Raw genomic sequence first — 15,991 nt, forward strand, 5'->3', positions numbered from 1 at the left:
TTGTCGAAGCGCACAGTAAAGGGACATCCACAGTTCAGTGACATCATTCGGCACCGATGGCGCGCAGGACATCGAGCTTCGCGGCCCGTCGTGCGGGGAGCAGCGCGGCCAGGACGCCGATCACGACGGAGACCACGAGGAACACCGCCAGCTGCCCGACCGGCACCGAGATCACCTCCAGCCCCTCCTCCCGCAGCGAGTGCATGAGCGCGATCCCGAACCCGATGCCCAGCACCACACCGAGCACCGCCCCGAGCACCGCGATCACCACGGACTCCAGCGTCACCATCCGCCGCAGCTGCGCCCGGCTCACCCCGATCGCCCGCAGCAGCCCGACCTCTCGGGTGCGCTCGATGATCGACAGGGCGAGCGTGTTGACGATGCCCAGGACGGCGATCAGCAGCGCCAGCCCCAGCAGCGCGAAGATCATCAGCACGAGCTGGTCGATCGGCTCACGCTGCTCGGCGGCGAAGCCCCGCTGGTCCTTGACCGTGACCACCGGCGACTTCTCCACCACGGCGTCCAGGGCGGCCTGCACGCCGGCGCGGTCGTCGGTGTCGATGATCAGGAAGTTGTCGGAGTCCTGGTGGCCGGCGTCGACCAGGGTCTGAGGTGTCGTGACGATCGGGAAGAACAGGATGGGGTTCTCGGCATAGATCCCGACGACCTCCATCTCGTGCTCGCCGTCGGCGAGCCTGACGGTGACGTCCTCGCCGAGCGACAAGCCCTCCTCCTCGGCATGGGACTCGTCCACCACGACCGTGTCGTCGACGAGGTCGGCGAGGTCGCCCTCGACCATGTCGATGGCGAAGCCGTCGCGCATGGTCGCAGGCTCGGCCGCACCGATGCCCTGCCCCTCCCCGCCCATCTGGGAGATCGCGAACCGCTGCGCCCACACGCTCTCCACCCCGGGCACCTCGGCCATCTGCCGGCCCACCTGCGTCGAGAAGCTCTGCCCGACGAGGCTGCTGACGACGTAGTCGCCGACGAAGTTCTCCTCGATGGTCTTGTCGACGCTCGCCTTGGCCGAGTCGCCCACGATCGCCATCGTGCAGGCCAGCGACAGCCCGATCATCAGCGCCGAGGACGTCGCGGTCGTACGGCGAGGGTTGCGCAGCGAGTTCTGCCCGGCCAGCGCTCCGATCGACCCGAAGAGGCGGGAGTAGGTCCAGGCCGCGGCGGCCAGCAGCGGATGGCTGATCACCGGGCTGGCGGAGGCGACGCCGAGCAGGATCGCGAGGATGCCGCCGCCGACGAAGTAGAGCGGACGCGGGACGGACTCGGTGAGCCCGGCCGCCAGCGCAACTCCACCACCGACGATCAGCACGACCCCGACCAGCATCCTGCGCCGCAGCGAGGACTCGGGCATCGCGATGTCGTCGCGCATCGCCTGGACGGGCGCGATCTTGGAGGTGCGACGGGCCGGGAAGAACGCCGCGCCCATCGTCACGACCACGCCGACGGCGTAGGCAGCCAGCACGGTCCTCGGGGCCATGATCAGCGGCTGCCCGGAGAGGTCGAGGCCGAACTGCGCGAACAGCGTGCGGATGCCGATGGCCAGCAGGACGCCGAGCCCCAGCCCGATCGTCGAGCCCAGCAGGCCGAGGACCAGGGCCTCGAGCAGCACCGAGCGGGTGACCTGCTTCTTGCTGGCGCCGAGGGCGCGCAGCAGGGCGAGCTCGCGGCTGCGCTGGGCGACCAGGATCGAGAACGTGTTGACGATCAGGAACGCGCCGACCACCAGCGAGATGCCGGCGAAGATGAGCAGGAAGGTCGTCAGGAACCCGACCGCCTCCTGGATCGCGCTGGCCGCCTCGTCGGCCGCCTCGTCGCCGGTGACGGCCTCGACCCCGTCGGGCAGCACCTCCCCCACCGCGGCGGCGAGGTCCTCCTGGCTGGTGCCGGGCTCGGCCGTCACCCAGATGTCGCTGAACGCGTCCCTCCCGTCGAGGAAGAGGTCCTGCGCCGTACGCGTGTCGAAGGCGGTGAAGGTCGCACCGTTGAGGGAGCCGCCCTCGGGGAAGCCGATGACCCCGACCAGCTCGGCGGTCAGGCTGCCACGGTCGGTGGCGGTGACGATGGTGACCTCCTGGCCGATGACGTAGCCGCCCTCGCCCGCGGTGTTCGAGTCGAGCATCACCTCGCCGGCCTTCTCGGGCGCGCGGCCGGCGATGACGTCCATGCCCTCGAGGTCGTGGCCCGCGGGCGCCTCGGTCCAGTTGCCACCGATGCTGGGCGGGCCGCTGCCGCCGATCAGCTTGCCGTCCTGGCCGACGACGTAGACGCCGAACGATGTGACGTTGCCGTCGACCCTGGCAGCACCCTCGACGCCCTCGAGCGCGTCGACGAGCCCGGAGTCGACGGTGCGGGTGGTCGGCTCGGCCGCGGCATCGGTGTGCTCGGGTCGTACGACGACGTCGCCGACCGTGGAGGCCATCAGCGCGGTGAAGCTGCGACTGAGGGTGTCGCTGAAGACGAGGGTGCCGACGACGAACGAGACCCCGATGACGATCGCGAACGTGCTCATCAGCAGGCGCACCTTGCGCCCGAGCAGGCTCTTGAGGGCGGCGCGGAACATCAGCGCTCCGCGTCTGCCGCGAGCGGCGCGGACATGCGCGCCATCACCTCGAGCACGCCCTCGCGGTCGGGGCGGCGCAGCTCGTCGACGATCCGGCCGTCGGCGAGGAACACGACGCGGTCGGTGTAGGACGCCGCCACCGGGTCGTGCGTGACCATCACGATGGTCTGCCCGTGGTCGGCCGCGCTGCGACGGAGCAGGTCGAGCACCTCCGCCCCCGACTGGGAGTCGAGGTTGCCGGTCGGCTCGTCGGCGAAGACGATCGTGGGCCGGCCGACGAGCGCGCGGGCGATCGCGACCCGCTGCTGCTGGCCACCGGAGAGCTGGTTGGGGCGGTGGGAGAGGCGGTCGCGGATGCCGACGGTCTCGATCACGGTGTCGAACCACTCGCGGTCGGGCTTGCGGCGGGCGATCGACTGCGGGAGGACGATGTTCTCCTCGGCGCTGAGCGTCGGGACCAGGTTGAAGGACTGGAAGACGAAGCCGATCTCGTCACGGCGCAGCCGGGTCAGCTCCTTGTCCTTGAGCCTGCCCAGCTCGCGATCCCCGAGGAACACCTCGCCCGAGGTCGCGGTGTCGAGGGCCGCGCAGCAGTGCATGAGCGTCGACTTGCCCGACCCGCTGGGGCCCATGATCGCGGTGAACTCGCCGGCGACCAGGTCGAGGCTGACGCCGTCGAGCGCGCGCACCATCGCATCGCCCTTGCCGTAGGTCTTCGTCAGGTCCCGCACCCGCGCGGCCACCCTCGCGGACGTGCCCGCTCCCCCGTCAGTCGTCGTCATGCGCCCACACTCCCGCACGCGACCAAGCACCGCCACCGGGATCGACCCTGATCCGCCCCTCAGGGTTGTGTCGAACGCGTGTTCGATCTAGGCTCGCGCTGTGGACTTCCAGTCGACCCTCTTCGCCCCCGACGCCCCCGCCGGTCACGAGGTCGTCGCGCCGCTGTCCCCGGAGCGGACCACGCTGGCACACGGCGCCTGGCTCGACGTCCAGCGCAACTGGCTGGCGGGTGCCGACGACGTCTTCGCCACCATGGTCGCGCAGGTGCCGTGGCGCGCGGAGCGCCGCCAGATGTATGACCGCATCGTCGACGTACCCCGCCTCGTGCACACCTACGTCCTCGGCGAGGAGCTCCCCCACCCGGCGCTCGACGACGCGCGCGACGCCCTGAGCGCGCACTACCTCCCCGAGCTCGGTGAGCGCTTCGTGAGCGCCGGCTGCTGCTACTACCGCGACGGCCGGGACTCGGTGGCGTGGCACGGCGACACCATCGGACGCGGCAAGACGCAGGACACGATGGTCGCGATCGTGTCGCTCGGCGACCCGCGCAAGCTCGCGCTGCGACCCCGCGGCGGCGGCGACTCCATCGGCGTGACGCTGGGCCACGGCGACCTCGTCGTGATGGGTGGCTCGTGCCAGCGCACCTGGGAGCACGCGATCCCCAAGGTCGCCGCGGCCGGCCCGCGGATCAGCGTGCAGTTCCGGCCGCTGAACGTGTTCTGAGGTTTCAGAACTCGACGCGCGGTGCGGCCTCCTGGGCCTCGGGAGCGTCGTAGAACTCGCGCTTGCTGACGCCCGCGATGCCGGTGAAGAACATCCACGGGATCGTCTGGGTGAGGTTGTTGAGGGTGGCCACGGCGTCGTTGTAGTACTGCCGGGCGAAGGCCAGCTGGTTCTCGATCTCGGCGAGCTGGCGCTGGAGGTCGAGGAAGTTGGCGTTGGCCTTCAGGTCGGGGTAGGCCTCGGCCACGGCGTTCAGCTTCACCAGCGCACTGGTCAGGGCGGCATCGGCGGCGGCCTTGGCGGCGACGTCGTTGCCGTCAGCAGCGGCCTGCACCCCGGCCCGGGCCCGGGTGACCTCCTCCAGCACGCCCTTCTCGTGGGCGGCATAGCCCTTGACGGTCTCGACGAGGTTGGGCACGAGCTCCGCGCGACGGGTGAGCTGCACGTCGATGCCGCCGATGGCCTCCTGGGCGGCGATGTCGGCGCGACGCAGCTTGTTGAAGCCGGCGATCACGAAGGCGACGAGCGCCACGGCGACCGCGAGGACCACTGCGACGAGGATCAGGGCGAGGGACATGGGGCTGGCCTTTCGTTGGAGGACATGAGGAGTCTGGCGCAGAGCGTCACCACGAGCCACCACCGCCGCCGCCTCCGCCGCCACCGCCGGAGAAGCCGCCGCCGGAGAAGCCGCCGCCGCTGCCGGAGGACTGCGGACGCTGGCTGGCCTGGTAGGAGGAGATGGCGCCGTCGACCGTGCGGTCGAAGTCGTTGACCATCTGGTTGACGTGGTTGCCGGTGTGGGTGCCGGTGTAGCCGGTCGCGAAGTAGGCGGGCGCGGGCGGTTCCGTGCCGATCTCGGTGCGGTACTTGTCGGCCCACTGGTCGGCGACCCCGAAGGCGACGGCCCACGGGAGGTAGGCGGTGTAGAGCTCCTTGCGCCCGGAGAAGTCGAAGCGCAGCTGGCTCGAGGGCATGGACAGCACCCGGTGGAAGCCACCGAGCTGCGACCAGAGCTCGCGGCCGCTTGCGGTGCGCTTGGTGCCCGAGCCGGGTGCCAGCAGCCACAGTCCGCAGGCGGCGTACGCGCCGGGCACGAGCGCGAGGAGGGAGATGTCGAGCGGGTTGAGGACGACGACGAGGACGGTGACCACCGCCGCCGCGATCACCGAGACGCCGCCCAGGCTGCCGAGGCCGGCAGAGGTCATCAGGCCCTCGTTGCGGGCCCACTCCTTGATGCTCGCCGTCGACTGGGCCTTGGCCGACTGCAGCACCTTGCCGGCCTCGATGCTGTCGCGGTCGGCGGTGAAGGACCCGTCGCCCGCAACGCCCAGGCTCGTGGTCGTCGCCGTCGTCACCGCGTCGAGCGGTGTGGTGGAGGCGAGACCACGTCCCTGGATCTGCCAGCCGTTGCCGCGTCGGTCCAGGTCGATCGCACCCTTCTCGGCCGCTTCCATCAGGGTCGCGACGAAGGCGGTGTCGTGCACCTGCTCGGTCAGGACGTACTGCCCCTGGGCAGGGCCGACGCCTCGCGGCGGCGCGTAGAGCAGCGGGTAGGGCGGCTTCGGCTCGTGCGCGTTGCGAACCGCACGGAGCGCGACGAGCGCGGAGGCGAGCCCGGCACCGAGGAGGAAGAGCACGCCCAGGATGTGGGGGCCGAGGACCGCGTCCCACTTCTGCGACCACAGCCGCTGGTCGTCCGGCGTCGGTGCCGCGATCGGCAGGTCCGCCGAGACGGTGATCGGCGTCTGCGCCGGCAGGTCGGCGACGTCGACGCGGAGCGTGCGCGTGCCCTCGCCCGTCGCCTCGCACCCACCGGTCTCGCCCGTGCCGCGCGCGCACAGCACGCCGGTGGCCGCGGCCGGCAGGTGGACGAGCAGCCGGGCGCTGGCGATGTCCTGGAGCCAGCCACCGGGGACGAGGTTCCAGTAGAAGCGGGACCCGTCGCCGGCGGGCAGCAGCGCGTCCTCGATGACGTAGGAGATCTGGTAGGTGTGCGGCCCCTGGACCGTGGAGTACGCCGACCCGATCCGCGCCACGTCGAAGCGCCCGCGCTCCCGGCTCTCCAGGACGAACGGCTCCTCGCGGCCGTCGCGCAGCACGCTCACGTCCTGCGGCTCCCGGCGCAGTCGCGGCGCGTTCGCGTCGTGGCGGTCCCAGAACCGGAAGATGCCGTGGCGGTCGCCGTACAGCGGGAACTCCACCGTGATCGTCTCGATCACTTTGAGGTCGCCGTCCTCCTCCAGGGTGAAGTCGGCGAGGTAGGACGAGATGCTGGTCGGCTCGTAGGTGGCCTGCGCGGTGGCGCGGTCCCACAGGAGGGCGGGCGTGACGATGCCGAAGGCCAGCAGGCCGAGCGCGAGCAGCGTGACGACCAGTCGCTTCATGGTCGTGGAGCCTAGGGGTAGAGCCGGCTCAGCTGGTGTAGGCCTGCTGGTAGAGGTCTGCGAGCAGGTCGTCCTTCGGCCCGCTCAGCCCGCAGACGGAGACCTGTCCGTCGAGGCTGCTGACGAGGTAGGTCTCGCCCACCCGGAAGTCGACGGCGAGCAGCAGGTCCTGCAGGTCCTGGCTGGGGGCGGACACGTGGGCCACCTCGGCGTCCTGCCCCTTGAAGGTCTCGGTCACGTCGAGCGTCGCGGTTCCGTCGGACACCTCGTCGACGACGCCCTCGAAGGCCGCGTCCTGGGCGCGCAGGTTGTCGACGTTGGGCGGCATGCAGCGCCCGGTCTGGGCGGCGGGGACGGTGAGCTCGATGTTCGGAGCATCGGTCGGCGTCGTGCCGTCGCTCGCGTCCGTCGCCTCGCCGCCTCCGCAGCCGGCGAGCAGCACGGCGGTCACGACGAGGGTTGCGGCGGTGGCCGAGCGAGACATGGTGGGTCCTCCACGATCGGGTGTGGAACCAACTGTTCCACAACCGATCAGACGCCCGGCGGCGCCGGCGAGTTCCACTCAGCGCCGGATGCGTCGCCACACGAGGGCGAGGGCTGCGAGTGCGCCGAGGGCCTGCTTCCAGTAGCTCTTCGCCAGCACCGGCAGCACGGCGCTCCCGAGGTCGAGTGCCTCCGGCTCGGGCGGGCGGATCGGCGTCGGACGGGGAGGCGTCGTCCCGGGCGGTGGCTCTGCAACCGTCTCGCCGTCGGGAACGGTTGCTGGCGCACCGCCCGGTACGGCGCCCGCGGACTCAGCGGGACCGGTCAGCCGTGCCTCCAGGCAGTCGACGAACTGGCCGAGCAGCTTGTCCGAGACGTCCTGCATGACGCCGCGACCGAACTGGGCCGGCTTGCCGGTGATCGCGAGGTCGGTGTCGACCGAGACGTCGGTCGAACCACCGGCGTCGGTCATGGTGACCGTGACGTGCGCGCCGGCCGTGCCGTTGCCGCGCTTGTCCTTGCCCTTGGCGTCCACGACGAAGCGCTTGGCCGACTCGTCCTTCTCCACGAAGGTGCCGCTGCCGCTGTAGACCAGCGCGATCGGGCCGAGCTTGACCTTGACCGTGCCGGCGAAGGTGTCGCCCTCGGCCGAGGTCACCTGGGCGCCCGGGAAGCACTCGGCGACCGAGGCGATGTCCTCGAAGTGGGCCCAGGTCTCCTCGACGCCGGTCGGCACGGTGAAGCGGTGGCTCAGCTCCATGCGCTCACGCCCCCGCGGCGGCCAGCACGGCCCGCCGGGTCAGCACCTGCGCGAGGTGGCTGCGGTAGTCGGCCGCGCCGTTGAGGTCGGAGGGCGGGTTGGTGCCCTCGGTCGCGAGCGCGGCCGCCGTACGCACCGCGTCCTCGGTCGCGGGCTGGCCGACCAGCGCCTCCTCGACCGCACGGGCGCGGATCGGGGTGGAGCCCATGTTGGTCAGCCCGACCCGGGCCTCGCTGATGGTGCCGCCGTCGACCTTGACCGCGGCTGCGACGGCCACGATCGGCCACTGGTGGGCGACGCGGACGAACTTCTCGTAGTGCGCGCCCCAGCCCGTGTGCTTGGGCACCCGGATCCCGGTCAGCAGCTCGCCCTCGGCGATCGCGGTCTCGAAGAGGTCCACGAAGAAGTCGTCGGCCGCCACCGTGCGCGACCCACCGGGACCGGCGATGACGAACTCCGCGCCCAGCGCCAGCGCCGGGGCCCCGAGGTCACCCGCGGGATCTGCGTGCGCGAGCGCGCCGCCGAAGGTGCCGCGGTGCCGGATCTGCGCGTCGGCCAGCTGGTGCTCGGCGCGCACGAGGAGCAGCGCGTGCTCCTTGACCAGCGCGTCGTTGAGCACGTCGTGGTGGGTGGTCATCGCGCCGATCACGAGCGAGTCGCCGTCCTCGCGGATGCCGCGCAGCTCGGCGATGCCACCGAGGTCGATGACGACCTCCGGGGCGTTGAGGCGCATCCGCAGCACCGGCAGCAAGCTCTGGCCGCCGGCGATGACCTTGGCGTCGTCGCCGTGCTCGGCCAGGGCGGCCAGCGCCTCCTCGACGCTGGTCGGCGCCAGGTAGTCGAACTGGACGGGGATCACTGGTTCGCCCCGTCCGTGCGGTCGGTCTGCCCTTGCATCCCGGTCTCCTCCGTGAAGTGCGGCGCCGCGGCGCCTTCCGTCTCGTCGCCGCCGTCACCGCTGTGGATCGCGCGCCACACACGCTCCGGGGTGCAGGGCATCTGGATGTCGTTGACCCCGAACTGGCGTACGGCGTCGACGACCGCGTTGACGACGGCCGGGGTCGAGGCGATGGTGCCGGCCTCGCCGACGCCCTTCGTTCCGAGCGTGTTGGTCGTCGAGGCGGTCGTGGTGTGGTCGACCTCGAAGCTGATCGTGTCGGCGGAGGTGGGCAGCAGGTAGTCGACGAAGGAGCCCGAGACGAGGGTCCCGGAGTCGTCGTAGACCGCTTCCTCCCACAGCGCCTGCGCGATCCCCTGCGCCAGCCCACCGTGCACCTGGCCCTCGACGATCATCGGGTTGATGATGTTGCCGATGTCATCGACGCAGACGTACTTGCGCATCAGCACCCCGCCGGTCTCGGTGTCGACCTCCATCGCGCACAGGTGGGTGCCGTGCGGATAGTTGAAGTTGACCGGGTCGTACGTCGCGTCGCTGTCGATGCTCGGCTCGATCCCGTCGGGCAGGTTGTGGGCCGCGAAGGTCGCCATCGCGATCTCGGCCATCGCCAGCCCCTGGTCGGTGCCGCGGACGCTGAAGCGGCCCGCACTGAACTCGATGTCGTCGACGCTCGCCTCGAGGAGGTGCGCCGCGATCGGCTTGGCCTTCTCGATCACCTTGTCGGCAGCCTTGACCAGCGCCTCGCCACCGACGACGAGGGAGCGCGAGCCGTAGGTGTCCAGTCCCTTGTGGGCGATCTGGGTGTCGCCGTGCAGCACCTCGACGTCCTCGAAGGCGACGCCGAGCCGGTCGGCGACGATCTGGCTGAACGCCGTCTCGTGGCCCTGGCCGTGGGCAGAGGCGCCGGTGATGACCTCGACCTTCCCGGTCGCGAGCATCCGCACGCTCGCGTGCTCCCAGCCGCCGGCGCCGTAGTTGAGCGAGCCGAGCACGCGTGACGGCGCGAGCCCGCACATCTCGGTGAAGGTGGAGATGCCGATGCCGAGCTGGATGCGGTCACCGGACTCCCGACGCTGCTTCTGCTCGGCCCGCAGCTCGTCGTACCCGAACGCCTCCTTGGCCTTGGCGGTCGCGGCCTCGTAGTTGCCGGAGTCGTACTCCAGGCCGGCGACCGTGGTGAAGGGGAACTCCTCGTGCTTGATCCAGTTCTTCTCGCGGATCTCCAGCGGGTCGACGCCGACCTCGATCGCGAGCTCGTCCATCAGCCGCTCGATCGCATAGGTCGCCTCGGGCCGGCCGGCGCCGCGATAGGCGTCGGTCCAGGTCTTGTTGGTGAGCACCGTCTGGCAGGAGAAGTGGTAGGCCGGGAACTTGTAGATCGCGTTGAACATGAACGCGCCCAGCACCGGCACGCCGCCGCCGACGATGGCGATGTAGGCACCGAGGTCAGCCGTCAGCTCGACCTTGAGGCCGGTGACCGTGCCGTCCTTCTCCGCGCTCAGCGTCAGCTTCTGCCACTGGTCGCGACCGTGGTGGGCGGTCATCAGCGACTCGGAGCGGGTCTCGGTGTACTTCACCGGCTTGCCGAGCTTGCGGGCCACCGCGAAGGTGATCATCTCCTCCGGCGTCTGCTGCAGCTTGCCGCCGAAGCCGCCGCCGACGTCGGGGGCGATGACGCGGATCTTCGACTCGGGCACCCCGGTCGTGGCGGCGATCGCGAACCGCAGGATGTGCGGGATCTGGGTGGCGCTCCACACGGTGATCTGCTCACCGGTCGGGTCGACGACCGTCGAGCGCGGTTCCATGAAGGCCGGGATGAGGCGCTGCTGGCGATATTCGCGCTCGATCACGATGCCGTCGCCACGTGCCTTCTCGATCGCCGCGTCGGCGCTGGAGCCGGTGCCGGCCTCGGCGGAGTCGAAGACCCACAGGGCGCTCTTGTTGGTCCCGAGGTCGGGGTGCGCGAGGACGGTGTCCGCGGCCGATTCCTTGAGGTCGAGCGCGGCCGGCAGCTCGTCGTACTCCACGTCGACGAGCTCGGCGGCGTCGCGGGCCTCGGCCGCGGTGCGCGCGACGACGACCGCGACGGTCTCGCCGGCGAAGGCGACCCGGTCGGACGGCATCGGCACGTGCGGCGGAGTGACCTGGTCGGGCGTGATGGCCCAGGCGTTGATGCACGCGCCCTGCGCCTCGCCCAGGTCGGCGCCGGTGAAGACGCCGACGACGTTGGGCGACTGCTTGGCCGCCTCGGTGTCGATGCTGACGATCTTGGCGTGCGCGAACGGGCTGCGGACCATCGCGAGGTGGAGCATCCCCGGCAGCACGAGGTTGTCGGTCCAGCGGGTGCGGCCGGTGATGAGGCGCTGGTCCTCCTTGCGCCGGCGGTCGCGGCCGATCTCGAGGTCGGGCTTGTCGGCCACGGCGGTCATTTCGCACCTCCCGCCGCGTGCAGGACGGACTTCACGATGTTGTGGTAACCGGTGCAGCGGCAGAGGTTGCCCTCCATGCCCTCACGCACCTCGGCCTCGGTGGGGCTCGGGTTCTCCCCCAGCAGGTCGACGGCCTGCATGATCATCCCGGGCGTGCAGAAGCCGCACTGGAGGCCGTGGCACTCGCGGAACGCCTCCTGCACGGGGTGCAGCTGGTCGCCGTCGGCGAGCCCCTCGATCGTGGTCACCTCGCGGCCGTTGGCCTGCACGGCGAGCACGTTGCAGCTCTTCACGCTGCGGCCGTCGAGGTGCACCGTGCACGCACCGCAGTTGCTGGTGTCGCACCCGATCACGGTGCCGGTCTTGCCGAGCTTCTCGCGGAGATACTGCACCAGCAGCATCCGGGGCTCGACGTCGTCGGAGACCTTTGCTCCGTCGACGGTGAGTTCGATCCTGGCCATCGGTTCCGCCTTCGCTTTGAGTGGCGCTGTGATGGCGATCACCCTAGGAAGGCGTGGTTGGCGAAAGGTTGCGCCGCCGGCTCAGGGTCTCGCGGCGGCGAGCCGGCCCTTGAGGAGCGGCACCGCGGGGTGGCTGCGGTGCCCGAGCTCGGCCAGGCACCGCTCGATCACATAGGTGTCGTACGGCGCCAGCTCGATGTAGCGAAGCACCGCATCGGGATCGGGGTTGACGAGCAGGGCCTCGCGCACGCTGACGGCGAGGTAGTCGGCCATCTCGACGAGGGCGGGGGCCTCGGTGCCGGGCAGCAGGTCTCCGCCGTAGGCCGCGAGCGCCTCACGGACGTCCCCGACGCGCAGCCGTCGCTGCACCTCGTCGATGTCGGTGGTGACCGGCAGGGTGAGGCGGTAGGGGCGAGACGACAGCTGGCCCCGAAGAGCCGCGCGGAGGTGGGAGACCTCCGCCTTGAGCGTGGAGGTGGTCACCGAGGAGTCGCCGTAGAGCAGTGAGTGCAGCTGCTCGACCGAGAGCCCCGCGGGGTGCAGCGCCAGGAGGGCGAGAATCTCGGTCTGCCGACGGTTGAGGAGCAACCGCTCGCCGTCGAGCCACACCTGGGCGGTGCCCAGCAGGGTCAGCGTCAGCCCGGGCTCGTCGGGCGCCGCCATGCCGGTCACGGGAGAGCGACGCGAGGCCGGCAGGGCCGTCTCGATCAGCCGTGCCATCACCCGGGCCGTCGCGAGCCCGATCGGGTGGGTGCGGTCCCACGTGGTCGAGAGGTCGATGACCCCGAGCGGTCGGCCCGTGGTCGGGTCGTGCACCGGCGCCGCCCAGCACACCCAGTTGTGGACCACCTGGGCGTAGTGCTCCGCGCTGAAGACCATCGACGGCGCGTCGGTGCGCCCGGCGATGGCGAGCGCGTTGGTGCCGACGCTTGCCTCGTCCCACCGCCCGCCCGGGACGAAGTTGACCGACTCGGCCTTGCGACGCATGACGCGACCGCCGTACGTCCACAGGATGCGCGTCTCCTCGTCGGTCACCGCGATCACGAGGTCGCCGTCCTCGGCGGTGCGGCGCAGCTCGTCCTGGACCCGCGCGACCGCGGTCTGCAGCGGTGAGTCCCGCCAGAACTCGGCGGTGGTCGCCTCGTCGGCGAGCGGCGCCTGGGTCACGGTCGGGGAGACGACTCCCGAGAGCTCCCAGCTGCGCCGGATCTCCGGTCGGACGGTCGGCTCCGCGACGTCACCGAGCGTGACGAAGCTGGTCCAGGCGCGCACGGCGTCGACGCGGCGCGAGTGCAGGTCGTCGGTGGTCATCGGGGGTCTCCAGAGGGGTCGAGCCCCACCGTAGCCCCGCGGGGGCCGCTTCGTCAGCGGTCGTGGTGGATCTTCCCGGCGGTGCCGGCGAGGCGCTCACCGGTCCCGCCCCAGCGTCCGGCGATGATCTCGGCGGCGATCGAGATCGCCGTCTCCTCGGGGGTCCGCGCGCCGAGGTCGAGCCCGATCGGCGACGACAGCAGCGCGAGCTCGTCGTCGGCCAGCCCGGCCTCGCGGAGCCGGGCCATCCGGTCGTCGTGGGTGCGGCGCGAGCCCATGGCGCCGATGTAGGCAGGGCGGGCGTCGTCGGGCAGCCGCAGCGCGACCTCGAGAAGAGGGACGTCGAACTTGGGGTCGTGGGTCAGCACGGCCAGCACGGTGCGCCGGTCGAGGCGGCCGCCCTCGACCTCGGCGCGGAGGTAGCGGTGCGGCCAGTCCACGACGACCTCGTCGGCCTCGGGGAAGCGGCTGGTGGTCGCGAACACGGGCCGGGCGTCGCACACCGTCACGTGGTAACCGAGGAAGGAGCCGACCCGGGCGACGGCGGCGGCGAAGTCGATGGCGCCGAAGACCAGCATCCGCGGCTTCGGCGCGAACCCCCAGACGAACACCCGCATCCCCTCGCCGCGGCGCTCGCCGTCGGGGCCGTAGGTCAGAGTCGCGTTGCTGCCGGTCGCGAGCAGGCCGAGCGCGTCGTCATGCACCGCGTCGTCGGCGCGCGGCGACCCGATCGACCCGACGGCGTCGGTGTCCGGCCGCGCGACCATCCGGCGGCCGAGCCAGGTGGGGTCGGGGTGCTCGATGACGGTGGCGACGGCGACCGGCCGGCCCGCGCGCACGTCGGCGGCGATCTCGCCCAGCTGCGGGAAGGTCTGCTGCGACACCCTCTCGACGAAGACGTCGAGGATGCCGCCGCAGGTCAGCCCGACCGCGAAGGCGTCGTCGTCGGAGACGCCGTAGCGGCGCAGCACCGGTTCCCCGGAGCCGACGACGTCCTGGGCCTCCTCGTAGACGGCGCCCTCGACGCAGCCGCCGGAGACCGAGCCGACGGCCGTGCCGTCGGGGCCGACCAGCATCGAGGCGCCGGCCGGTCGCGGCGCCGACTGGAAGGTCGCCACGACGGTGCCCACACCAACGGTCTCGCCGGCCTCCCACCACGCCACCAGCTCGTCCAGCACCTCACGCACGCCCGACCACCTCCACCAGCTCCTCGAACGTGGCCAACGAGTGGCCTGCGACAAAGTCATCGACGTGCGGCAGCGCGGCCGCGATCCCCTGCTGCACGGGCGCGTAGCCGGGCTTCCCGCGGTGCGGGTTGACCCAGACGACGTGGTGCGCGATGCGGTGCAGCCGCGCCATCTGCTCGCCGAGCAGTGCGGCGTCGCCGCGCTCCCACCCGTCGCTGAAGACGACGACGACCGAGCCGCGGGCCATCCCGCGCTGGCCCCACCGGTCCAGGAAGACGCGCAGCGTCTCGCCGAGCCGGGTGCCCCCCGACCAGTCCGGCACGGCATCGCCCGCGGCGATGAGCGCCCGGTCGGGGTCGCGGTGCCGCAGGGCGCGGGTGACGTGGGTCAGACGGGTGCCGAGCGTGAACACCTCCGCCCTCGGCTGCGTGGCGACGAACCGGTGCGAGAGCCTCAGCAGCGCATCGGCGTACGCACTCATCGAGCCGCTCACGTCGACGAGCAGCACCACCCGGCGCGGGCGAAGCCGCCGACGCCGCCAGGCCAGCTCGCCGGGCTCCCCCATCCGGCGCAGCGAGTCGCGCATCGTGCGGGAGGCGTCGAGGCGTCCGCGGTGCCAGCGCTCGTGGCGGGCCGTGCGCCGCACCGGGGCGGTCGGCCGCAGCCCGGCGAACAACGCGGCCAGTCGCTGCCGTTCCGCCGCATCCAGGGTCGCGACGTCGCGGTGCCGGAGCACGTCGGTCGTCGTGGCGGCCGCGCGCAGCGCCTCGCCCTCCTCCCCGCCGTCGCCGCCCTCCTGCGCGTCGACGGTGGGCAGCGCGGGCGCCGCCGGCATCGGCAGGCCGGACTCGCGGCGCCGCGGCAGCTCCCCGCGCGGGTCGAACCACGCCTCGAAGACCTGGTCGTAGCGTGCGAGGTCGTCGGGACCGGCGCACAGCGTCGCCCGTCCAGCCCAGTACGTCGCCTGCTGGTCGCCCAGCCCGACGAGCGCCGTCGCCTCGACGAACCCGTGGGCGCGATCGGGTGTCACGGGCACGCCGGCCGCCTTCAGCGCCCTGGTGAACCCCAGCAGCACCGGCAGCGGATCGATGGCTGCATGAGTCATGTGGTGAGCATCCGGTCCAGCGCCTGGCGCACCCGGTCGGCGTCCTCGCGGTACTTCACCAGCGCACCGAGCGTGGCCGCCGCGGTGGCGAGGTCGAGGTGGGTGGTGCCGAGGTGGGTCAGCGCCCGAGCCCAGTCGAGCGTCTCGGCCACGCCCGGCGGCTTGAGCAGGTCGTCGCGGTCGCGCAACTGCTGGACGACGCCCACGACCTGGCGCGCCAGCGCCTCGGCCACCTCGGGTGCACGGGAGCGGACGATCGCGACCTCGCGGTCCAGGCCGGGGTGGTCGATCCAGTGGTAGAGACAGCGCCGCTTGAGCGCGTCGTGCAGCTCGCGGGTGCGGTTGGAGGTCAGCACGACGTGCGGCGGCGTCGCGGCGCTGACCGTCCCGAGCTCAGGGATCGTGACCTGCCACGTCGAGAGCACCTCCAGCAGGAACGCCTCGAACTCGTCATCGGCGCGGTCGACCTCGTCGATGAGCAGCACGGCCGGCGACTGCTGCAGTGCGGCCAGCACCGGTCGGGCGAGCAGGAACCGCTCGTCGTACAGGCTCTTCTCCGCCTCCTCCGCCGTGGCATCGGTGCCGGCGGCCTCCAGCGCACGCAGGTGCAGGATCTGGCGCGGGAAGTCCCAGTCGTAGAGGGCCTGGGTCGCGTCGATGCCCTCGTAGCACTGCAGCCGGATCAGCGGCAGGTCGAGCGACTCCGCGAGCGCCTCGGCCAGCGCGGTCTTGCCGGTGCCGGGCTCGCCCTCGAGCAGCAGCGGGCGCTGCATCCGCATCGTCAGGAACAGCACCGTCGCCAGCTCGTCGTCGGCGAGGTAGCCGGTCGCCCCGAGGCGCGCTGCGACGTCGGCGGCATCGTGCATGACCGGGTCCATGCTGGTCAGGC

The 15,991-nt window shown here is 71.7% G+C and carries 14 protein-coding genes; 1 reads left to right on the top strand and 13 read right to left on the bottom strand.

What is annotated here, in order from left to right; genetic code table 11:
- Nucleotides 1–43: 43 nt before the first annotated feature.
- Together C9J87_RS13275 and C9J87_RS13280 are read right to left on the bottom strand one after the other, a co-directional pair.
- Entirely contained in the window at nucleotides 44–2,578 is a 2,535-nt protein-coding gene (locus C9J87_RS13275; protein ID WP_107705745.1) for an ABC transporter permease, read from the bottom strand.
- On the bottom strand, nucleotides 2,578–3,360 hold the full coding sequence (locus C9J87_RS13280; RefSeq protein WP_107705746.1) for an ABC transporter ATP-binding protein: 783 nt from the start codon (nucleotides 3,358–3,360) through the stop codon (nucleotides 2,578–2,580). The genes C9J87_RS13275 and C9J87_RS13280 overlap by 1 nt, the downstream gene beginning before the upstream one ends.
- A gap of 100 nt (nucleotides 3,361–3,460) precedes the next feature.
- Between C9J87_RS13280 and C9J87_RS13285 the strand changes: the two genes are divergently transcribed.
- The gene (locus C9J87_RS13285) at nucleotides 3,461–4,084 is read left to right on the top strand and encodes an alpha-ketoglutarate-dependent dioxygenase AlkB (protein ID WP_107705747.1); all 624 of its coding nucleotides are present in this window, start codon (nucleotides 3,461–3,463) and stop codon (nucleotides 4,082–4,084) included.
- 4 nt (nucleotides 4,085–4,088) lie between these two features.
- Here C9J87_RS13285 and C9J87_RS13290 read toward each other — a convergent pair whose 3' ends face one another.
- The 11 genes from C9J87_RS13290 to C9J87_RS13340 all read right to left on the bottom strand — a co-directional run bounded on the left by C9J87_RS13290 (nucleotide 4,089) and on the right by C9J87_RS13340 (nucleotide 15,980).
- Nucleotides 4,089–4,661, bottom strand: coding sequence for a LemA family protein (locus C9J87_RS13290; protein WP_010831671.1), 573 nt, complete (start codon nucleotides 4,659–4,661; stop codon nucleotides 4,089–4,091).
- Between the two features lie 46 nt (nucleotides 4,662–4,707).
- Nucleotides 4,708–6,468, bottom strand: a complete 1,761-nt coding sequence (locus C9J87_RS13295) for a DUF2207 domain-containing protein (protein WP_107705748.1) — start codon at nucleotides 6,466–6,468, stop codon at nucleotides 4,708–4,710.
- A gap of 28 nt (nucleotides 6,469–6,496) precedes the next feature.
- Entirely contained in the window at nucleotides 6,497–6,952 is a 456-nt protein-coding gene (locus tag C9J87_RS13300) for a hypothetical protein (protein WP_107705749.1), read from the bottom strand.
- A 78-nt stretch (nucleotides 6,953–7,030) separates the two neighbouring features.
- A complete protein-coding gene (locus C9J87_RS13305) occupies nucleotides 7,031–7,711 on the bottom strand; it encodes an SRPBCC family protein (RefSeq protein WP_107705750.1) in 681 nt (226 codons plus the stop codon).
- Between the two features lie 4 nt (nucleotides 7,712–7,715).
- The gene (locus C9J87_RS13310) at nucleotides 7,716–8,570 is read right to left on the bottom strand and encodes an FAD binding domain-containing protein (RefSeq protein WP_010831667.1); all 855 of its coding nucleotides are present in this window, start codon (nucleotides 8,568–8,570) and stop codon (nucleotides 7,716–7,718) included.
- Nucleotides 8,567–11,038, bottom strand: coding sequence for a xanthine dehydrogenase family protein molybdopterin-binding subunit (locus tag C9J87_RS13315; protein ID WP_107705751.1), 2,472 nt, complete (start codon nucleotides 11,036–11,038; stop codon nucleotides 8,567–8,569). The genes C9J87_RS13310 and C9J87_RS13315 overlap by 4 nt, the downstream gene beginning before the upstream one ends.
- Nucleotides 11,035–11,499 carry a (2Fe-2S)-binding protein gene (locus tag C9J87_RS13320; RefSeq protein ID WP_010831665.1) on the bottom strand — a complete coding sequence of 155 codons (465 nt, stop codon included), beginning with the start codon at nucleotides 11,497–11,499 and terminating at the stop codon, nucleotides 11,035–11,037. The genes C9J87_RS13315 and C9J87_RS13320 overlap by 4 nt, the downstream gene beginning before the upstream one ends.
- A gap of 81 nt (nucleotides 11,500–11,580) precedes the next feature.
- Nucleotides 11,581–12,810, bottom strand: coding sequence for a transcriptional regulator (locus tag C9J87_RS13325; RefSeq protein WP_010831664.1), 1,230 nt, complete (start codon nucleotides 12,808–12,810; stop codon nucleotides 11,581–11,583).
- Between the two features lie 53 nt (nucleotides 12,811–12,863).
- Nucleotides 12,864–13,997, bottom strand: a complete 1,134-nt coding sequence (locus C9J87_RS13330) for an XdhC family protein (RefSeq protein WP_198652350.1) — start codon at nucleotides 13,995–13,997, stop codon at nucleotides 12,864–12,866.
- Nucleotides 13,990–15,102, bottom strand: coding sequence for a vWA domain-containing protein (locus C9J87_RS13335; RefSeq protein WP_107705753.1), 1,113 nt, complete (start codon nucleotides 15,100–15,102; stop codon nucleotides 13,990–13,992). Before C9J87_RS13335 ends, C9J87_RS13330 begins: the two co-directional genes overlap by 8 nt.
- Nucleotides 15,099–15,980, bottom strand: a complete 882-nt coding sequence (locus tag C9J87_RS13340) for an AAA family ATPase (RefSeq protein ID WP_107705754.1) — start codon at nucleotides 15,978–15,980, stop codon at nucleotides 15,099–15,101. The genes C9J87_RS13335 and C9J87_RS13340 overlap by 4 nt, the downstream gene beginning before the upstream one ends.
- Nucleotides 15,981–15,991 lie beyond the last annotated feature (11 nt).

The organism is Nocardioides allogilvus (assembly GCF_003047285.1).
Taxonomy (GTDB): Bacteria; Actinomycetota; Actinomycetes; order Propionibacteriales; family Nocardioidaceae; genus Nocardioides; species Nocardioides allogilvus.